The sequence below is a fragment of the Flavobacterium sp. UBA7663 genome, from assembly GCF_002483315.1.
Classification (GTDB): Bacteria; Bacteroidota; Bacteroidia; order Flavobacteriales; family Flavobacteriaceae; genus Flavobacterium.
In genome coordinates this window covers 200,233-218,349 of sequence record NZ_DLHR01000012.1, presented here as the reverse complement: position 1 = coordinate 218,349, position 18,117 = coordinate 200,233, and the positions used below count along the sequence as shown (strand labels likewise).

At 32.7% G+C, this 18,117-nt stretch carries 18 protein-coding genes, 3 tRNA genes and 2 pseudogenes; 6 read left to right on the top strand and 17 right to left on the bottom strand.

Annotation, left to right across the window (positions count from 1 at the left end; genetic code table 11):
- From B2741_RS03740 to B2741_RS03730, 3 genes and pseudogenes are all read right to left on the bottom strand, one after another.
- Window positions 1-513: pseudogene (locus B2741_RS03740) on the bottom strand (hypothetical protein); the annotation flags it as partial.
- Window positions 514-524: 11 nt separating this feature from the next.
- The gene (locus B2741_RS03735) at window positions 525-1,004 is read right to left on the bottom strand and encodes a T9SS type A sorting domain-containing protein (protein ID WP_291135569.1); all 480 of its coding nucleotides are present in this window, start codon (window positions 1,002-1,004) and stop codon (window positions 525-527) included.
- A gap of 362 nt (window positions 1,005-1,366) precedes the next feature.
- A complete protein-coding gene (locus B2741_RS03730; protein WP_291135567.1) occupies window positions 1,367-1,984 on the bottom strand; it encodes a matrixin family metalloprotease in 618 nt (205 codons plus the stop codon).
- A gap of 60 nt (window positions 1,985-2,044) precedes the next feature.
- On the opposite strand from B2741_RS03730, the gene B2741_RS03725 reads away from it, so the two are divergent.
- Together B2741_RS03725 and B2741_RS03720 are read left to right on the top strand one after the other, a co-directional pair.
- Entirely contained in the window at window positions 2,045-2,620 is a 576-nt protein-coding gene (locus B2741_RS03725) for a Crp/Fnr family transcriptional regulator (protein ID WP_264369405.1), read from the top strand.
- Between the two features lie 68 nt (window positions 2,621-2,688).
- The gene (locus tag B2741_RS03720; protein ID WP_133606973.1) at window positions 2,689-3,411 is read left to right on the top strand and encodes a sterol desaturase family protein; all 723 of its coding nucleotides are present in this window, start codon (window positions 2,689-2,691) and stop codon (window positions 3,409-3,411) included.
- Window positions 3,412-3,469: 58 nt separating this feature from the next.
- Here B2741_RS03720 and B2741_RS03715 read toward each other — a convergent pair whose 3' ends face one another.
- From B2741_RS03715 to B2741_RS03690, 6 genes are all read right to left on the bottom strand, one after another.
- Complete coding sequence (locus B2741_RS03715; RefSeq protein WP_291135562.1) at window positions 3,470-4,159, bottom strand: Bax inhibitor-1/YccA family protein; 690 nt, start codon at window positions 4,157-4,159, stop codon at window positions 3,470-3,472.
- Between the two features lie 90 nt (window positions 4,160-4,249).
- Complete coding sequence (locus B2741_RS03710) at window positions 4,250-5,212, bottom strand: sodium-dependent bicarbonate transport family permease (RefSeq protein WP_291135560.1); 963 nt, start codon at window positions 5,210-5,212, stop codon at window positions 4,250-4,252.
- A gap of 9 nt (window positions 5,213-5,221) precedes the next feature.
- Window positions 5,222-6,196, bottom strand: coding sequence for an L-threonylcarbamoyladenylate synthase (locus B2741_RS03705; protein ID WP_291135558.1), 975 nt, complete (start codon window positions 6,194-6,196; stop codon window positions 5,222-5,224).
- Window positions 6,197-6,200: 4 nt separating this feature from the next.
- Window positions 6,201-7,055: a DUF6671 family protein gene (locus tag B2741_RS03700; protein WP_291135556.1), complete on the bottom strand. Its 855-nt coding sequence runs from the start codon at window positions 7,053-7,055 to the stop codon at window positions 6,201-6,203.
- Complete coding sequence (locus B2741_RS03695; protein WP_291135554.1) at window positions 7,045-7,323, bottom strand: hypothetical protein; 279 nt, start codon at window positions 7,321-7,323, stop codon at window positions 7,045-7,047. The genes B2741_RS03700 and B2741_RS03695 overlap by 11 nt, the downstream gene beginning before the upstream one ends.
- Window positions 7,301-7,498, bottom strand: a complete 198-nt coding sequence (locus B2741_RS03690; protein ID WP_291135552.1) for a hypothetical protein — start codon at window positions 7,496-7,498, stop codon at window positions 7,301-7,303. The genes B2741_RS03695 and B2741_RS03690 overlap by 23 nt, the downstream gene beginning before the upstream one ends.
- A 102-nt stretch (window positions 7,499-7,600) precedes the next feature.
- On the opposite strand from B2741_RS03690, the gene B2741_RS03685 reads away from it, so the two are divergent.
- Window positions 7,601-8,524, top strand: coding sequence for a LysR family transcriptional regulator (locus B2741_RS03685; RefSeq protein WP_291135550.1), 924 nt, complete (start codon window positions 7,601-7,603; stop codon window positions 8,522-8,524).
- A 163-nt stretch (window positions 8,525-8,687) separates the two neighbouring features.
- Here the strand turns inward: B2741_RS03685 and B2741_RS03680 are convergent.
- From B2741_RS03680 to B2741_RS03665, 4 genes and pseudogenes are all read right to left on the bottom strand, one after another.
- Window positions 8,688-8,951 (bottom strand): annotated as a pseudogene (locus B2741_RS03680) (slipin family protein); the annotation flags it as partial.
- Between the two features lie 20 nt (window positions 8,952-8,971).
- A tRNA-Leu gene (locus B2741_RS03675) sits at window positions 8,972-9,045 on the bottom strand.
- Window positions 9,046-9,319: 274 nt separating this feature from the next.
- Window positions 9,320-9,393: transfer RNA gene (locus B2741_RS03670), tRNA-Arg, on the bottom strand.
- 11 nt (window positions 9,394-9,404) lie between these two features.
- Window positions 9,405-9,483: transfer RNA gene (locus B2741_RS03665), tRNA-Asn, on the bottom strand.
- Window positions 9,484-10,405: 922 nt separating this feature from the next.
- On the opposite strand from B2741_RS03665, the gene B2741_RS03660 reads away from it, so the two are divergent.
- Window positions 10,406-10,885, top strand: coding sequence for a DNA N-6-adenine-methyltransferase (locus B2741_RS03660; protein ID WP_291135548.1), 480 nt, complete (start codon window positions 10,406-10,408; stop codon window positions 10,883-10,885).
- Here B2741_RS03660 and B2741_RS03655 read toward each other — a convergent pair.
- The 3 genes from B2741_RS03655 to B2741_RS03645 all read right to left on the bottom strand — a co-directional run bounded on the left by B2741_RS03655 (window position 10,877) and on the right by B2741_RS03645 (window position 13,359).
- A complete protein-coding gene (locus B2741_RS03655) occupies window positions 10,877-11,080 on the bottom strand; it encodes a hypothetical protein (RefSeq protein WP_291135546.1) in 204 nt (67 codons plus the stop codon). The two genes, B2741_RS03660 and B2741_RS03655, sit on opposite strands and share 9 nt — an antisense overlap.
- Window position 11,081: 1 nt before the next feature.
- Window positions 11,082-11,846: a DpnI domain-containing protein gene (locus B2741_RS03650; protein ID WP_291135544.1), complete on the bottom strand. Its 765-nt coding sequence runs from the start codon at window positions 11,844-11,846 to the stop codon at window positions 11,082-11,084.
- Window positions 11,847-11,937: 91 nt separating this feature from the next.
- On the bottom strand, window positions 11,938-13,359 hold the full coding sequence (locus B2741_RS03645) for an RtcB family protein (protein WP_291135542.1): 1,422 nt from the start codon (window positions 13,357-13,359) through the stop codon (window positions 11,938-11,940).
- A 199-nt stretch (window positions 13,360-13,558) separates the two neighbouring features.
- On the opposite strand from B2741_RS03645, the gene B2741_RS03640 reads away from it, so the two are divergent.
- Complete coding sequence (locus tag B2741_RS03640; RefSeq protein WP_291135540.1) at window positions 13,559-14,584, top strand: helix-turn-helix transcriptional regulator; 1,026 nt, start codon at window positions 13,559-13,561, stop codon at window positions 14,582-14,584.
- A 130-nt stretch (window positions 14,585-14,714) separates the two neighbouring features.
- Here B2741_RS03640 and B2741_RS03635 read toward each other — a convergent pair whose 3' ends face one another.
- The gene (locus B2741_RS03635) at window positions 14,715-16,691 is read right to left on the bottom strand and encodes an alpha-ketoacid dehydrogenase subunit alpha/beta (RefSeq protein WP_291135538.1); all 1,977 of its coding nucleotides are present in this window, start codon (window positions 16,689-16,691) and stop codon (window positions 14,715-14,717) included.
- Between the two features lie 323 nt (window positions 16,692-17,014).
- On the opposite strand from B2741_RS03635, the gene B2741_RS03630 reads away from it, so the two are divergent.
- Window positions 17,015-17,968, top strand: a complete 954-nt coding sequence (locus B2741_RS03630) for an isopenicillin N synthase family dioxygenase (protein ID WP_262318638.1) — start codon at window positions 17,015-17,017, stop codon at window positions 17,966-17,968.
- Window positions 17,969-18,117 lie beyond the last annotated feature (149 nt).

Sequence of the window (18,117 nt, the reverse complement as noted above, 5' to 3'; positions counted from 1 at the left end):
GTTTAATCCAGCTGGACCTTGAGGGCCCATTGGACCTGTTGCTCCGTCTAATCCATTTATTCCGTCTGCTCCATTTAATCCAGCTGGACCTTGAGGACCAGCAATTGAACTTCCTGAATTTAAAGCATAAAGCGCATAAGGAACACTTAATAATTGAGAAACACCAACAATTGTATATGAGTTTCCTCCTGTTGGATCGGTTTCAGTTTTTACAAAATAAGGTCCATTAGCCCAATTTATCGTATTGTAAGAACCTGTAATTACGGTTCCGTTTCCAATTTCTAATGTAATTAATCCGTTTAGGTTTGAAGTTGGTGTTTGCGTTTCTGCATAAACCTCTGTACCATTTGAAGCGCCTTGTAAAATACTAATTTTCATTCCAACAACTTGGTTGGTAATCAAATTATTTGATGAATTTCGAATTACCGCTTGGTAACTCATAGAATTCTGATTCTGTGAAAATGCTGAAATTGATACAAATAACAGCAATGCTAAAAAGTATATTTTTCTCATAATTTATTAATTTAATTGGTTAATTTTTTTATAACTTTAAAAGTTTTCACCTCTTTTCCTTTATCTATAACTTTCAACAAGTAAATTGCCTCAGGATATTTATCCATTTGAATTATTGTTAAATTTTCATGGATTTTACTATTCTCAATGAATCGTCCATTCATGTCAAATAGTTGATATTGTAGGGATTCAAAGCTAGATTCCTTTACTTTCAAGTAAATTATATCAGTTGTTGGATTAGGATATACAGATAATTCTAAACTAATATTAAAATTATCTGAACCTAAAACGACTTGAATTTCAAATGGTTGCTCTACTCCTTGTGATAAATAAACTGTAGTTCCATCAACTGTTTTGTAAAAAATCTGTCCTACCGAATAACTTACATTGCCGCTACTTCCAGAGGAATTTCCTCCTGATGATAAAACAGACTCTTGAGCGTTAACTTGACTAAGTGCCAAACATGCTCCAATGAGAAATAATTTTTCCATATTGTTTTGTTTTTGAGGTTTTTCAATCTTTACTCTTTTTTTAAATTTAAAAACATAAGAAGAATAAAAATCTTAAAAATTTGTATTTAAACTCTTAAATATTATTTGTTAAAACTATTGAAAAACCTTCTTCAAAAAACAAATTAGTAGGGCAACTTAATAGTTGACTTATGGAAAGGATAAGTGTGATAATTTTTAGTACAAACGGGAGAAAAGTGTTTGAGAAAAGTTTGAAAAATTGAAAATCAAAACTATAAATCTCTTAAAACAAATCAAAAATGAGCACTATTTGTTGTAAAAGCGAAAATTTTATTAAAATAAAGGCTACTTATTCTTTTAGGTGATAAGTAAAATGACTGGCTTCAATTTAACATAGATTTGCATTTATTGCATAACGCTAATTTAGCATTATCAATAGTTTTCACGCTTTCTACAGCATCAGTCATAACGCAAGTTTTGTCAGAACAATGAGGTAATCCTAAATTATGCCCAAATTCATGAACTGCAACTTTCTTAAAACGTGTAAAATGCGTTTTTGGATTAGAATGTTGAATACGAAAAGTAGAAACAATACAGCTATTTCCTGGGCAATACGCCAAACCCATAATTCCCCAATCGGCATATTTGTAAGTTGGGGTTTTTATTTTTCCCCATTTGTCTTTTTTGGTTACGGAAATATCTTTTGCAGTTAAACCTAAAACAAAATCTAATGTATCTACTTTATTCTTTTTTTGTAAATTAATTATTTTATCTGCTCGATATCTTGGAGATTTAACTTCCGTAAAAGCTTCTTTATATAATTCTTTGGAAGGAAGAACAACAGTTTCAATCTGATAAAAATCGGCAATTGTCTTAGCGATAGTATCAGCTTTATCCCCTGGAAACATGCCATAAGGTTGAATGCCAACAGTTAACTTTTGGGTTTCGTTGGATTGGCAACTAAAAAACAGAATCGCAAGAATAATTATAAACTTTTTCATACTTTTATGAAACGTGAAAACAATTAAAAAAGTATTTCTCAATTCAACTTCAAAGACTTTATGCAAAATTCTGATATTCTTTTACAAACATTAAAACAGATTACTAATTTAGAAGCCCATGAAGAACAATTGTTCTTAGATGCATTCAAACCTTACAAATTGAAAAAGAATGAACACTTTTTACAAGCTACAGAAGTATGTACTAAACTTGGTTTTTTGTGTAAAGGATTGGTTCGCTATTACGTTTTTAGAAATGATGAAGAAGCAACTTTGGAATTTACCAAAGAAGGCGAATTTGTTGCAGATTATGGAAGTTTTATTGCTAAAGAACCGTCAATACAAAATATTCAAGCATTAGAGGATTGTGAATTTTTAGTTATTGATTATGATAAATTACAAGAACTTTATAAGATTTCAAAAAATGCCAATTTATTAGGGAGAATCATCATTGAGCATCGATTTATTATCATGGTGAATCAATTGTTGACCGTTCATCGTTATAATCCAGAAGATCGTTATCGCTATTTTTTGGAACATTACAAGGATTTGACCCAACGTATTCCTCAATATTTAATTGCTTCCTACGTTGGAGTAAAACCACAATCGTTAAGCCGCATCCGAAAACGCATTTATTAACTTAGGTGCATCAATTGTATCTTTAGTGGATAGTAATTTTGGTTTAGAAATCAATTAAAAAAATTACTATGACGCTTACTATCATCTTTATCGTTTTTGGAGGTTGCTTTTTATTAGAGCGATTAATTCCTGGTTGGAAATTACCAGAAGTTCCTACTTGGACTATCAGAGTTTTAGCAGTAAACTTTATTCAATTAGGTGTTGTGACTTTAGCAGGTTATACTTGGGAAATTTGGCTTTCACAATATTCCTTATTCCATCTTTCAAATCATGTAAACCCATTTTTAGGCGGACTTATCGCCTACTTTATTGCAACATTTATCTTTTATTGGTGGCACAGATGGAGACACAAAATCGATTATTTATGGACGCATTTTCACCAAATTCATCATAGTCCACAACGTTTAGAAGTTATTACTTCATTTTATAAGCATCCTCTGGAAATGACTGTAAATTCAATTATTGGAAGTCTATTAGTATTTACTACTTTAGGATTAGATGTTGAAGCTGGCGCTGTTTATACACTATTTACAGCTTTGGGTGAATTCTTTTATCATACTAATGTAAAAACGCCACAATGGGTTGGGTATATTTTTCAACGACCAGAAATGCACAGAATTCACCACGAATACAATAAGCATACGAATAATTATGGCGATATCGTTTGGTGGGATATGCTTTTTGGAACTTATGAAAATCCAAAAGAATTCAAATCAACGTGTGGATTTGACAATGAAAAAGAACAACGATTATTTGAAATGCTGCAATTCAAAGATGTTCATAAAGAATAAAAAACGAAAAACCCTGAAATTGAAATTTTCAGGGTTTTATAATATTAATTGAAATCAATTATTTTCTACTCATTAATATTCTTAAAATATACCAGAACAATAACATAATCGAAGCAAACAATTGTAATGAAGCTCCCACGTATTGATCTGTACCGAATTGGTCTTTAATTTGACTAGTTTGGTATAAAATACTTGCCGAAGCCAATACAACCATCCCAACAGAAAACCATAATCCTAAGTTAAATCCAAAAATTGCACCTACAACAATTACTCCTAACGCTACAAAACCACCAATAGTTATTACAGTTCTTAAAAAAGAAAAGTCCGTTTTTGTCATAAAAACAACAGCGGTTAATCCAGAAAACATGAATAAAGTAATGATAGCTGCTTGCATAATCATTTCGCCACCCGAATATAAAACGGCAATAGCAATCATTGGTAAGAAAATAATGGCTTCTAATAATACGTATAATCCTAAACCTAAATATTGTTTATCTCTATCAGGATGAAAAACCAATCGGTCTGATAAGGTTGAACCTAACCAAAATAATCCTAAAATAAACAACCAAACGAATTTCCCACCCATCATAGCTAATATCCAATCCATAGGAACAATTCGTAATAAAATTGATTCTACTAGCATAAAAGCTAAAATAGCGTAAGCAACATGACTATACGTCTTTTTAAAAAAAGTAGCTCTATCCGCATCGGTTGCATAAGAAACCACCACATTGTTTTCTGAGTTCATAAAATTTAGTTTAAAGTTTATCGAATTTAAGGTTTTCAATCAAATAAAAAAACTTTAAATCTATTTTAATCCTTGAAAAGTATCTAAAATTTAAAAATGTTGAGCTATGTAAAAGTATATAGGCATTCCAATGGTAATATTAACAGGAAATGTTATGGCTAAAGCCATGGGTAAAAACAAACCTGGATTAGCTTTAGGAACCGTTATTTTCATAGCCGCAGGAACAGCAATATAAGAAGCACTTGCTGCAAGAATGGCAAAAATGAAGCGATTAGATACATCATCCGTAACAAATCCACTCAACCAGGCAAAAATACCTCCATTCACTAACGGAATTAATAAGGCAAAAGCAAACGGAAACCATCCATGAGCAAAGAAGGATTTCAATTTTTTTCCGCTTGTAATTCCCATATCTAATAAGAAAATAGCTAAAAATCCTTTAAACAAATCATTAGTAAAAGGTTGAATTCCTTGTGCTTCTTTGGCACTTGTAAGATAACCAATAATCAAACTTCCCAAAATCAACAACACGCTTCCATTGGTAAACGAATGACGTAAAATTTCAGTTTTATTGATTTTTTGCGTTTTTTCTTTATTAAAAATCGATATTAATACCAATCCCACAATAATAGCTGGTGATTCCATGAGCGCCATAATAGCTACCATATAACCGTGAAGTTCCAATTGATGTGATTCTAAATAGGAAACAGCAGTTACAAAAGTTACGGCACTAATTGAACCATAAGCTGCAGCAATGGCTCCAGCATCATATACATTTAACTTGCGTTTTAGAATAAAGAAGGTGTATAAAGGAATAATTATCGCAATCGAAATTCCGAATAACATTGACCAAATAATTTCACTGTTGATTGTTTCATGCGATAATTCTTGACCTCCTTTAAATCCAATGGCAAACAGTAAGTATAAAGAAATGAATTTAGACGAATTATTAGGAATTTCTAAATCACTTTTTAAGCTAACTGCAATAATTCCTAAGATAAAATAAAGTAAAGCTGGGTTAGTTAAATTTTCAAATAATAAGCTAAAATCCATTTTGTGTTGTTATGACGTTAATTGTATTTCTATTTTTTTTGAAGCGCGTTCTAATCTATCGTTGATAGAAACTCCTAATCCATATTCAGGTAAGCGTTCTGCAATGATTAAATCCAAATTCATTTTATCTAATTTATGCATCGCGTCGTATAATTTGGAAGCCGCAATTTTTAAATCGCTTTCCTCCGATAAAACGATTTGATTATCAATATCAAAATCAGGTAAATATGAATCAAATAAAAGTAATCCAATCTTTTGTCCAGAATACCAATCCAACTCTTCTTGAATATTTCGAGTTATAATAAAATCGGTTTTTGGAGCGTAATGTTTCAGTAACATTCCAGGAGCGATTGGTTTCTTTTCTTTTTTGTTAAATAATGTCACACTTCCTGAAACTTTTTCAATTTCTTCTAAAGCTAATGCTCCCAAGCGATACACTACTACTCTATTATTTTCAAATCCAATAATTGTAGATTCTATTCCAGCCGTACATTCGCCGCCATCTAAAACCATATTGATTTGATTTCCAAAGTAATTTTCAACATGTTCAGCGCTTGTTGGACTTATTCTAGTAAAAGGATTCGCACTCGGAGCTACCAAAGGAAAATCTAACTGATTCAAAAGTGCTATAGCTACTGGATGATTGGGAACACGTACCGCTACTGTATCTTGATTGGCAGTTACCAAATTTGGAATATGAGGTTGCTTTTTTAAGATGAATGTCAATGGACCTGGCCAAAAAGCATTAGCCAATTCATAAGCTATTGGTGGAATTTCTTGCGCTACATGTACCAAATCCTCAATTCCTTTAATATGAATAATTAAAGGATTAAAAGTAGGACGCTTTTTTACATCAAATATTTTGTGAATGGCTTCGGTTTCAAATGCGTTTCCTGCCAATCCATAAACGGTTTCTGTTGGAAAACCTATGATGCCGTTTTGATTGAGATGCTGAACAGCTAAACTAATATCTTTACTTATCATTTTTTTATGGGTTACAAAAATCACAATACATTGGGTCTTCCGTTTTCTTTCCGTTCGGATATAAAACTTTCGATTTGTAATTGCAATGTTGACATTGGTAAATATGTGCTGATGTGGAACGAGTCGGCATAGAACAACTACTACATATCAAGCCGGCTTCGGCACCAACCACGCCAAAGCCGGGATATAGGCATTCGGGACAAACCGATTGTACCTTTTTTATTAACTTTAAGCTAACTTCCTTTATAATTTTAATTCTAGTTGGATTGAACATAGCACGCATATCCGTTTCAATGAAACACGAATTACTAGAAGCAACTATTTCATCAAATAGGGTTTCTACCGAATCATAATCGGTAATACCTTTATGAATTTTAGTCCAATTCTCAGAAGCATTTTTCAAAATAACGCCATGAGAAGGAAATAGAGCTTTGTCTAAAAAGGCTTTTAATTCGTCTCGAGTATGAATTTCCGAACTATCAAAATTGGTTTCCATACTTAAGACGCGCTCCACAATTTCGAGGTTATGCTTTTGGTCTATTAGCATGATTAACTCGTCATTCGCAGGTGCAAAAAATACAGTGGGATGATTTCCAAACGAACCTTCAGTGGCCACTGCTAAATCAAATCCTTCTGCTTGAATTCCTTCCCAACACTTTTTTCTGAGCGTTGTTAAAGCATCATCTTTTCTAGCGATCTCTCCTGAAAAAGTACCTAAACTATCCGTGTCAAAGTCTTTCGAAACAAAACAAGTTACTCCGAGAGCTTCTTCAAGTAAAGGGGCAATGACCTCCTCCTTTTGATGTTTCGTCACGATGAGCAAACGTCGCCCAGAAAAAAAATCGGTATTAGTCTTCATAATCGATTTCGATAAACGATTTTATTTTAAGTTTTCTATTATGTGCTTTCGCCTCTTCTAAAATTTCAGAAATATAAGTTACACTTTCTCTTAATTGATCTATTCGATGAAGGGCTTTTTCATCATCTTCACCAAAACGAATTTGGGAACTAAAATTTTGAACCTTATTAAAATTGATATTTTTATTGCACATGTCCATTAAGATTTCACGCGCTTCAAACGAATTAAATTCGCCATTAATCAAATTAATTTTCTTCAGGGTTTCCATAAGTAATGTCTGTTAAATTATGTATTAAACGAATTATGGTTAGCAGTACTAAAATGGCTAATCCAGCATAAAGCTCTTGGTAGATAATCTCAGGTGATGCCATCATTTTAAAAATCAAAACCGATTCGACAATCACACAAAAAATCAAAGCAAGTTGTATTGTTATTTTTTTCATCGTTAGGATTTTTAACTTATGATTTAATTTCAGATGCAAATTTTAGAATTAAAATTCATATATTTTTATTTATCTTTGCTATACATTATATAAATTATTTTTATGAATTACACTTTAAACCAATTACGAATTTTCTTGAAAGTAGTACAAAACCAAAGTGTTACCAAAGCTTCTGAGGAACTACATTTGACCCAACCAGCGGTATCAATTCAATTAAAAAATTTTCAAGATCAATTTGAAATTCCTTTAACTGAAGTTGTAGGAAGAAAGATTTATGTAACCGATTTTGGTAAAGAAATTGCAGAAGCTGCCGAACAAATATTACAACAAGTCAGCACCATTGATTATAAAACGTTAGCATATAAAGGACAGTTATTTGGTAAAATAAAAATCTCGGTTGTATCAACAGGGAAATATGTAATGCCTTACTTCTTAGCTGATTTTTTAAAAATGCATCCAGGTGTTGAATTAGAAATGGATGTGACCAATAAAAATAAAGTGGTGAAAAGTCTGCAAAACAATGAAGTAGATTTTGCTTTGGTTTCGATACTTCCCGATAAAATGAAAGTAGAAAAAATAGATTTGATGCAAAATAAGCTGTTTTTAGTGGGAAATATGGAAGAGGATTTTACTAAGAAAAAGAAAATTGAAGATATACTACAAAACCGTCCGTTATTGTTTAGAGAAAACGGTTCTGGAACACGCCAAACCATGGAACGTTTCATTGTGCAACAAGATTTTAAGATTAGTAAACGAATGGAATTAACCTCAAATGAAGCCGTAAAGCAAGCCATTATAGCAGGATTAGGATATTCAATCATGCCTTTAATTGGCATTCGTAAAGAGATACAAAACAAGGACTTACAAATTATTCCGTTAAAAGGATTGCCAATAAAAACTGATTGGAGTTTAATTTGGGTAAAAGGTAAAAATCACAACCCTGCAGCCCTAGCCTATTTAGATTATTTAAAAAAAGAAAAAGAAGCAATTATCCATTCCAAATTTAGTTGGTACGAGACAATGTAGCTTCTTTTTTTCAGTTATTTTCAATCCAATTGGCTCAACACCATTGCGATTTTTATAAACATGATAGCGATTTTTATCAACGTCATTATCATATCGTTATTATCATTTTCTTTCATTTTTCTTAGTTTTTAAAAACCTCGAAAAATGAATTCCGAGGTTTTGATTATTTAACGAAAATGTCTTTCAATTGACTGATTACGTTACCACTTCCTGAAATGGTGATTTCACCAATACGATCTGCAATTTTTTCTACGTATTCCATCTCTTTTAATTTCCACAACATTTCGTTTTCTTCCATTAATTTAGCGGTATTCAATATGCTACGCATCGCAGCTGTTTCTTCCCGTCTCATAATACTGTTGGCTTGTGCTTTTTTCTCTGCTACCAATACCTGATTCATAATTTCTTTCATATCTCCAGACAAAATGTACACCACTGCTCCAATACTACAGGAAGAGAGAATCGAACTCTCAAAAATCAGATTCTAAATCTGACGCGTCTACCCGTTTCGCCATTCTTGCTTTGTTAATTTGTCAGGACTTAAACCTGAACTGAGAGAATCAAAATCTCTTATGCTAACCAATTACATTACAAATTAATTTTGTGGAAGTAGTAGGATTCGAACCTACTCAGTCATAAGACAACGGTTTTACAGACCGCCCCAACTCTCCTACTTTGGCGTACTTCCATACATTAAGGCTTATTTTGAATGAATATTCAATTTCCCGAGAGACAGTCGGGAATCCCGATAATTATCGGGACCAATAAGCCTTGTTCCTTTCTAAAGAACTCATGTGATTTTGGAAGGATTCGAACCTTCAACCCTTTGCTTCGTAGGCAAATACTCTTTCCAATTGAGCTACAAAATCAGTTGCGATTCTGGTAATCCCGATAGCTATCGGGAGAACTTACAACCTTTGAGTTAACAGCTCACTGCTCTACCCTTGAGCTACAGAATCAGTATTTTTTGGGCATAAAAAAAGCACCTCATAAAAGGTGCTTCATATCATAACAATGGAATACTACTATCCCAAATGCCTATTAGTATGCACCTGTTTATTCTTACATCCGAAATCATAATTCGGAGCTACACTAAGTGAAGGATTTAAACAATCTATCATTGTCGTCGTATTTAGTTTTTGAATATTATTATATCGTGTTTTCATTTTATATCTTATTTAAACTTGAAACTTGAAATTTTCTGTGGCAAAGATAAAGTCAAAAAAAAGTAACTTCCAAATCTTTTTAAAAATTATTTTATTGATTTTCAGATAGTTACGCTTAAATTTAGACAGTGCAAATCCTGTCCGTTTTTCAACAGATACTTTGGATTTTTCAAATAACTGTCTCTCATTTGGTTACGCATTTACCCTTATTTTTTACTATTTCGTTTTATCATAAAATATTTTTTTACTTTTTTTTCTATTTCTGTCATGCTGAACTCGATTAACTTCGTTGAATCTTCGATTTCAGCATCTAAAACCCTATTTTCAATCATTCATAAAACAAAAAAACGCCCTTTTTACAAAGGACGTTTCGTATATTTTTGTGTAATTTTACTAAAAACAATAACTATTCTTCATAAAAACACATATAACGTCCATTAATCTCCATAGGAAAATCTATCTCTGAGCGATATAAATTTAGACTAATATGTTGCTTTTGTGTTTTCATTTCTAGGGCAAATGTAGGAATTTTTATTCTTCAATTCTAAATTTGTTTTATTGTAGATATTTTTTGATGAAGCTATCGATTTGAAAATTAATTAATTACACATCTCATTAATTTAAAACAACACTTATTGTATGTAACTTATTGATTTTGATCTAATTATAATTTTCATATTTAAAAAAATGATCTCATATTTGTCAAAAAAAAGTTATGGATGTAAGATTTGAAAAATCAAAAGAAACTACAGTCGAATGGTTAACACCACCAGAGCTTGTGATAAAACTCGGCAAATTTGATCTTGACCCCTGCACTCCTGTAAAACCTCCATTTGTTCACGCAAAAATTAATTTTAATCTGAATGATAATGGATTGTCTAAAGAATGGTTTGGTAGAGTTTATATGAATCCTCCATATGGAAAAGGAATGGAAATTTGGATGGAAAAATTAAAAATTCACGGTAACGGAATTGCGCTAATTTTTGCAAGAACTGAAACTAAATTATTCTTTAACCATATTTGGAATGATGCGCACGCAATCTTATTTGTTAAAGGAAGAATTAAATTTTATAATGTAGATGGAGAACAAAAAGGAACTCCTGGAGCTCCTAGTGTTTTCATTGCTTATGGTGAAGAAAATGCAATAGCATTAGAAAAATCAGATATTGAAGGAAAATTTATAAAGTTAAAATAATTCATAAATTATGAATTCCGAAACATTATACTCTGCATCAATAATCCAAGAATTCTCTTGTAGTAATAAAATTATAGCCTCATTTTCATTATTGACATTTTCTACAATTCCTAATACTTGTAAATTATCTACTTCAAAACTTAAATTTGGCGCAATTGTCTCGCCTTCAGGAGTTAAAATTATATACTTTTTCATATTAAATCTTTTTGTATTTTCCTCTACTTTGAAATTCAATAATTCTTTTATCTCTTAAAACTTGTAATTGTTGCCTAATTTTATCCTTAATAAAATTATTATTAGGAAACTTAATTTTTAGTTTTTCTTCAAATTTATATACATCCTCTAAACTAAAAGAATCTTTTTGAATCATATCAACACAATTCAAAATCTCTAATATCCAACCTCGGGACTCATTGCTTTTTTCTCTAATAAAAAGTGTTTTATTAAAAGACTGATTTACTATTTCAGCATCTATTACTTGAGCATTTTTAATTAAGAAAACTTTACCAGAATCAGCAACCTTTGATAAATCAATATTGCAACCAATCCAACCAGCTCTTTTAGCATTTTCGGATAAAGGTTTTCTTTTTATAATTATTTCAGGTGTAAAAAATTGTTTGGGAATAATTAAAAAATCATTTACTGTCCAATTTTTTGTATAAGTTAAAAAGAAAAAATTTGGATTATTTTCAGAATTAATTCTTTCAATCATAGTTGAATATGCTCCATCTGTAATTGTATTTGATAATTTTCCATTCTTACTTTTTAATTCAAATTCTTCTGAACATTTATTACATATAAAATCTGCTACTGGTCTGTTGTTTTCAAATTCTAGCAAAGGAATTTCACCACAACATGGACAATAGGAATTATTTAAAACCCAATCTTCTGTAAGTAGTCTAGCAATTTGAGAATTACTTTTATAACCTTCTGCTAATTTTGTATTAAATGATAAATTCATTTTATATTTTGTAAGTAAATCAAATATACCAAAAACCCAACTACAAATCGTAAGTGCATACAACGATTTATAATTGAGTTTTCAACATTTTTTAATCCTCTCTACTTCCATCATCTGCCATTCGTACCATTTTTGGCGTAAACTTGGCAACTACATCTACCAAATCTTCTTGGGCAGCCATAACTTGATGAATATCTTTATAAGCCATTGGCGCTTCGTCTTTTCCTGCCCCAATAAGCGTTACACCATGATCTTTTAAAATGGCTTGCATTTCGTTTTTAGTAATGGTTTTAATGGCTTGGGTTCTACTCATTTGCCTTCCAGCACCATGCGAAGCGGAGTTGATAGCGTTTTCTTCACCTTTCCCTCTCACTAAAAATCCAGGTGCCGTCATACTTCCTGGAATAATTCCCATCACGCCTTTTGCGGCAGGAGTAGCTCCTTTTCTATGCACAATTACTTCTTCTCCATTGTAGGTTTCTTTCCATGCAAAATTATGATGGTTCTCTACTTTGGCTAAAACACTTGCTCCCAACGCTTTCTCCATTTTGGTATGAATAATTTCATGACAAGCCGAAGCGTAATCTCCCGCCAAATTCATCGCAATCCAATATTCTTGTCCCAAATCAGAACCTAAATCTAAATAGGCTAAGTTTCTAGCCACTTCTGGAAGTTTACAAGTTTCTTTAGCAATTTTAGTATAATGTCCAGCAATGGTAGCACCAAATCCTCTCGAACCTGAATGCGTCAACAAAGCCACATATTTTCCTTTCGGAATGTTTAATGCAGCATCATCGGTTGCAAATTCTATAATACCAAATTCCACAAAGTGATTTCCACCCCCAGAAGAACCCAATTGCGACCAAGCTTTATCTTTTAAGTTTTTAATAAAAGTGTGTTCCGCAAACTCATTTCTATCCAAAACTTCATGATTCGACTTGTATTGTCCGTGAAAACCGTGTCCCGCTCCAAATTTAGAATGGGCAACCAATTCTTTTTTGAATTTTGCTTCATTTTCATAATAAAATAACTCCGGAATATCATAAATTGACAATGCCATTCTACAACCAATATCCACACCCACACCAAAAGGAATCACCGCATTATTAGTCGCTAAAACGCCACCAATTGGCAATCCATAACCTTGATGCGCATCAGGCATTAAAGCGCCAGCCACAGTTACGGGTAACTGCATAGCAACTTGCATTTGTTTAATAGCACCTTCTTCAATTTTATCGGCACCATACAAAGCAAAATCAGCTGGATTTGGATTTAAAGCGATGAAATCTTCTGGTTTTTCGTTGGCTTTTTCAATAATAGCTTGTGCTAATTTTCCAAAGATTTTATGTTCTAAAAATGCTTCAGGATTTTCTAATACCAAGGTATAATTAGATAACATTTCATCTTTAGTCAATCCTGTTCTTTTGGCATTAGCTTTCAAAGCTACACCTATTAAAGATCCCTCTGGATAACCTAAGGCTAATAAATCGGTCCCGTTAATTTTAGTTTCCATGACGTTAAATTTATATTTTTTATTTGAATTTTGTTGCTTTCGAGAGCCTGATGCATGTCCAACGATACATCAGGCTAACTACCCTTTGTTTGATGAAGCAAAGGTTTTACAGTTCTACGCAATTATTTTGCGTACTTAAAAAAAGAATTGTATTTTTGAAACTGAACACTATAAACTGACCACTGAACACTTCAAAAAAATGGCTCAAAATAAAAACGCACTAATCCGCTACAAAACCATCGACAAATGTTTGCAAAATAACTACCGTCAATGGACATTAGAAGATTTAATGAACGCTTGTAGCGAAGCTTTGTACGAATACGAAGGCAAAGAAAATCCAGTAAGCAAACGAACCATTCAATTGGATATTCAGATGATGCGTAGTGAAAAGTTGGGCTACAATGCCCCTATTGAAGTCTATGACAAAAAGTATTACCATTATGCCGAAGAAGATTTTTCGATAACGGATATTCCCTTAACCGAAACCGATATTAATGTACTGAGCGAGACTGTTTCTATGTTGAAGCAATTCAAAGATTTTTCTTTATTCAATGATGTTTCCGATATTCTGCAACGCTTAGAAGATAAAATCTATGCCGAAAAATCACATACCCAACCCGTAATTCATTTGGACAAAAATGAGAGTCTAAAAGGCTTGCATTTTTTAGATGAAATTTATCAAGCGATAGTTAAAAAAATAGTTTTAGTAATCACCTATAAGTCATTCAAATCCAAAGAAGAAAATCAATTTTATTTTCATCCCTTCATTTTAAAAGAATTCAATAATCGTTGGTTTGTAGTGGGGCGAAAAAAAGTCAGTCAACCCATCGCTAATTTAGCCTTAGACAGAATCATTAAAATAGATTACGATTTCCAAATGCCATTTTTGGAGCAACCTTTTAATCCAGAGAACTATTATAAAAATGTAATTGGCGTTACCGTAAATTCAGGCTTACAGCCCAAACCAATTCAACTTTGGATAGATCAATACAACGCACCTTATGTTTTAACCAAACCACTACATCGTTCCCAACGATTACTAAAAGAAAACGAAGACGGAAGCATTATCATCAACCTATTTCTAATCGAAAACTACGAAATGGAGCGCATTCTTTTAGGCTTCGGTGATGGCTTAGAAGTCCTAAAACCAGAACGTTTAAGATTACGAATGAAAAGTATTTTAGAAAAATCATTAAAACGATATGAAAGAAGCCTAGAACTCTAAAATAATGATTTAAGTATACCAAGTGTATGAGGAGTGTATGCGTTAAGTATGCATAGTGTATGCAAAAGGTATGAAACCAAAACAAAAAAAGACACCCGAAAGTGTCTTTAAAATAATTTATGCTGATGAATTAATATGCCAAAAGCTCTTTTAATTCGGTTTCAAATCTACCTTTAGGTAAATATTGGTCTTCTAATGATTTCATAAACGGAATAGCAGATTCTAAACTTCCTACTCTTCTAACTGGAGCATCTAAATATTCAAAACAATTTTCCATAATCATAGCCGAAATATCGCTGGCAACACCACCAAATAAAGTATCTTCTTGTAAAATAATTACTTTATTCGTTTTCTTAACTGAAGCGTAAATTGCATCCCAATCCATTGGTTGTAAAGTTCTTAAATCCAATAAATCTGCTTTAATTTCCGGATTTTTTGCTAAAGTTTCTAAAGCCCAATGAACTCCTGCTCCAAACGAAATAATAGTCACATCATTTCCTTCTTTAATCAATGACGCTTTTCCGAAAGGTAACGTGTAATAATCTTTTGGTACATCTTGATAAACACTTCTATACAATTGTTTGTGTTCGAAGAATAATACTGGATTTGGGTCATTAATTGCGGTATTCAATAATCCTTTCGCATCAAAAGGAAACGCTGGATAAACCACTTTTAATCCTGGAGTTTTGGTAAACCAAGCTTCATTAGTTTGCGAGTGGAAAGGTCCTGCTTGAGTTCCACCACCGCAAGGCATACGCACCACTACATCCGACTTTTCTTGCCATCTGTAATGTTGCTTCGCTAATAAGTTTACGATTGGATTAAATCCGGTTGAAACGAAATCTGCAAATTGCATTTCCATTACGGCTTTAAATCCGTTGATAGACAATCCATTAGCGGCTGAAACTACAGCACTTTCACAGATTGGGGTATTTCTAACTCTTTCTTTTCCAAATTGTGCCACAAATCCGTCGGTAATTTTGAAAGCTCCACCGTATTCGGCAATGTCTTGTCCCATAATTACCAAATTCTCATGGCGTTCCATAGACTGACGTAAACCATTCGAAATTGCATCAATCACACGGATGTTTTCCATTTCTGAAGATGGATTGAATTCTTCGAATGTATAAGGTTGATAAACATCACCTAATTCTTCTTCCAAAGAAGCTACAATTTCTGGTTCTTCTTGAACTTTCGCCCAATCCGTATCGATTTCTTTCTTAATTTCAGCTCTAATTGCTTCATCTTCTTCATCTGATAAAACCGCTGTAGCTTTTAAGTAATTTCTATAATTTTCAACTGGATCTTTAATTGCCCACATGTCCATTAATTCTTGCGGAACGTATTTCGTACCACTCGCCTCTTCATGTCCACGCATTCTAAACGTTTTGAACTCCAATAACACCGGACGCGGATTTTCTACCATAGAAGCTTTTAATTCCGAAATCAAATGCACCACCTCTAACAAGTTATTTCCGTCAACAACGTGGCTTTCCATTCCGTAACCTACACCTTTATCTGCTAAATTCTCACAACGGTATTGCTCGTTTGTAGGAGTTGATAAACCGTAACCGTTATTTTCAATCACGAATAAAACCGGTAATTCCCAAACAGCAGCAATATTTAAAGCTTCGTGGAAATCTCCTTCCGAAGTAGCTCCTTCACCTGTAAATACAGCAGTTACTTTTCCGTTTTTTCTTAATTTATTGGCTAATGCGATTCCGTCAGCAATCCCTAATTGAGGGCCTAAATGCGAAATCATTCCAATAATCTTGTATTCTTGCGTTCCAAAGTGGAAACTTCTATCACGACCTTTAGTAAATCCGTTTTTCTTTCCTTGCCATTGCGAAAACAAACGGTGTAATGGAATATCACGAGTAGTAAACACTCCTAAATTACGGTGCATTGGTAAAATATATTCATCTTTATCTAAAACCGAAGTAATTCCAACAGAAATAGCTTCCTGTCCAATTCCAGAGAACCATTTCGATACTTTTCCTTGACGGATTAGAATCAACATTTTCTCTTCAATCAAACGCGGTTTTAAGATTTTCTTATATAAATCAAGTAGTTGCGAATTCGATAATTCTTTTCTTTCAAAGTTCATGATAGTGGAACGATTAAATTTTGCTCAAAAGTAATAAAAATAACATTTTGAAAGCGAATTGTTATAAAAAAAGAAAGTTAAAAAATCAAAGGCAAGGGCAAACTCAAATTCAAGTTTAAATTTTAACGCAAGTACACTAAGAATTAATTTCAAATTTTGTAAATCTATTTCAAGCGATAATTCCACTAATCACTTTTCACTCATTACTATTCACTTTCTCCCAATTGTTAACAACTTTCCTTTTTTGAATTTAAAATATTTAATTACATTTGTATTTACTTGGGTTATAACCCATAATGATTTATTAACAACAAAGCTTAAGTATGCAACAAATTCCTAGTGTTGACTTACGTGATTTCCTGTCGGATGATCCGGCACGTAAACAAAAATTTGTAAATGAAATCGGAAAAGCCTACGAAGAAATCGGATTCGTAGCATTAAAAGGTCATTTTTTAGATGACAAATTAGTTGAAGGTTTGTATTCAGAAGTGAGAAACTTCTTTACACTTCCTTTAGAAACTAAAGCTAAATACGAAATCCCAGGAATTGGCGGACAACGTGGTTATGTTTCTTTCGGTAAAGAACATGCTAAAGGTCGCTCTGCTGGAGATTTGAAAGAGTTTTGGCATTTTGGACAATACGTTAGCGAAGGTTCAAAGTACGCTGGAGAATATCCAGATAACGTGGAAGTAACGGAATTACCTAAATTCAATGAAGTAGGTAAAGAAGCGTACCAAATGTTAGAAAAAACAGGTGTTTATGTGTTAAGAGCTTTAGCGCTTTACATTGGTTTAGACGAATTCTACTTTGACAAATACATCAAAGACGGAAACAGTATTTTACGTCCAATCCACTACCCACCTATCACTGACGAACCTAAAGATGGTGCCGTTCGTGCAGCAGCACATGGTGACATCAACTTGATTACCCTATTAATGGGAGCTCAAGGAAAAGGTTTACAAGTACAAAATCACAATGGAGAATGGATTGACGCTATGGCACAACCAGACGAATTGATGATTAATGTAGGTGATATGTTGTCAAGACACACCAACAACAAGTTGAAATCAACGATTCATCAAGTGGTAAATCCACCAAGAGAATTGTGGGGTTCTTCTCGTTATTCAATTCCTTTCTTCATGCACCCGGTAAGCGACATGAGTTTAAATTGCTTACCAGAATGTATCGATGAAAACAATCCGAAATTATATGAAGACATCACTGCTGGTGAATTCTTACACGAACGTTTGGTAGAATTAGGATTGATTAAGAAATAAAGAATAAAACATTCTAAATAATAAAATTCCAAATTCCAAGTAACATTGGGGTTTGGTTTTTTGTTTAAAGATTGAAAATAATTACAAGCCATATTAGCACGCGGATGAAACGGATTTACTTCGTAAAACGCAGATAAAAACAGATTATA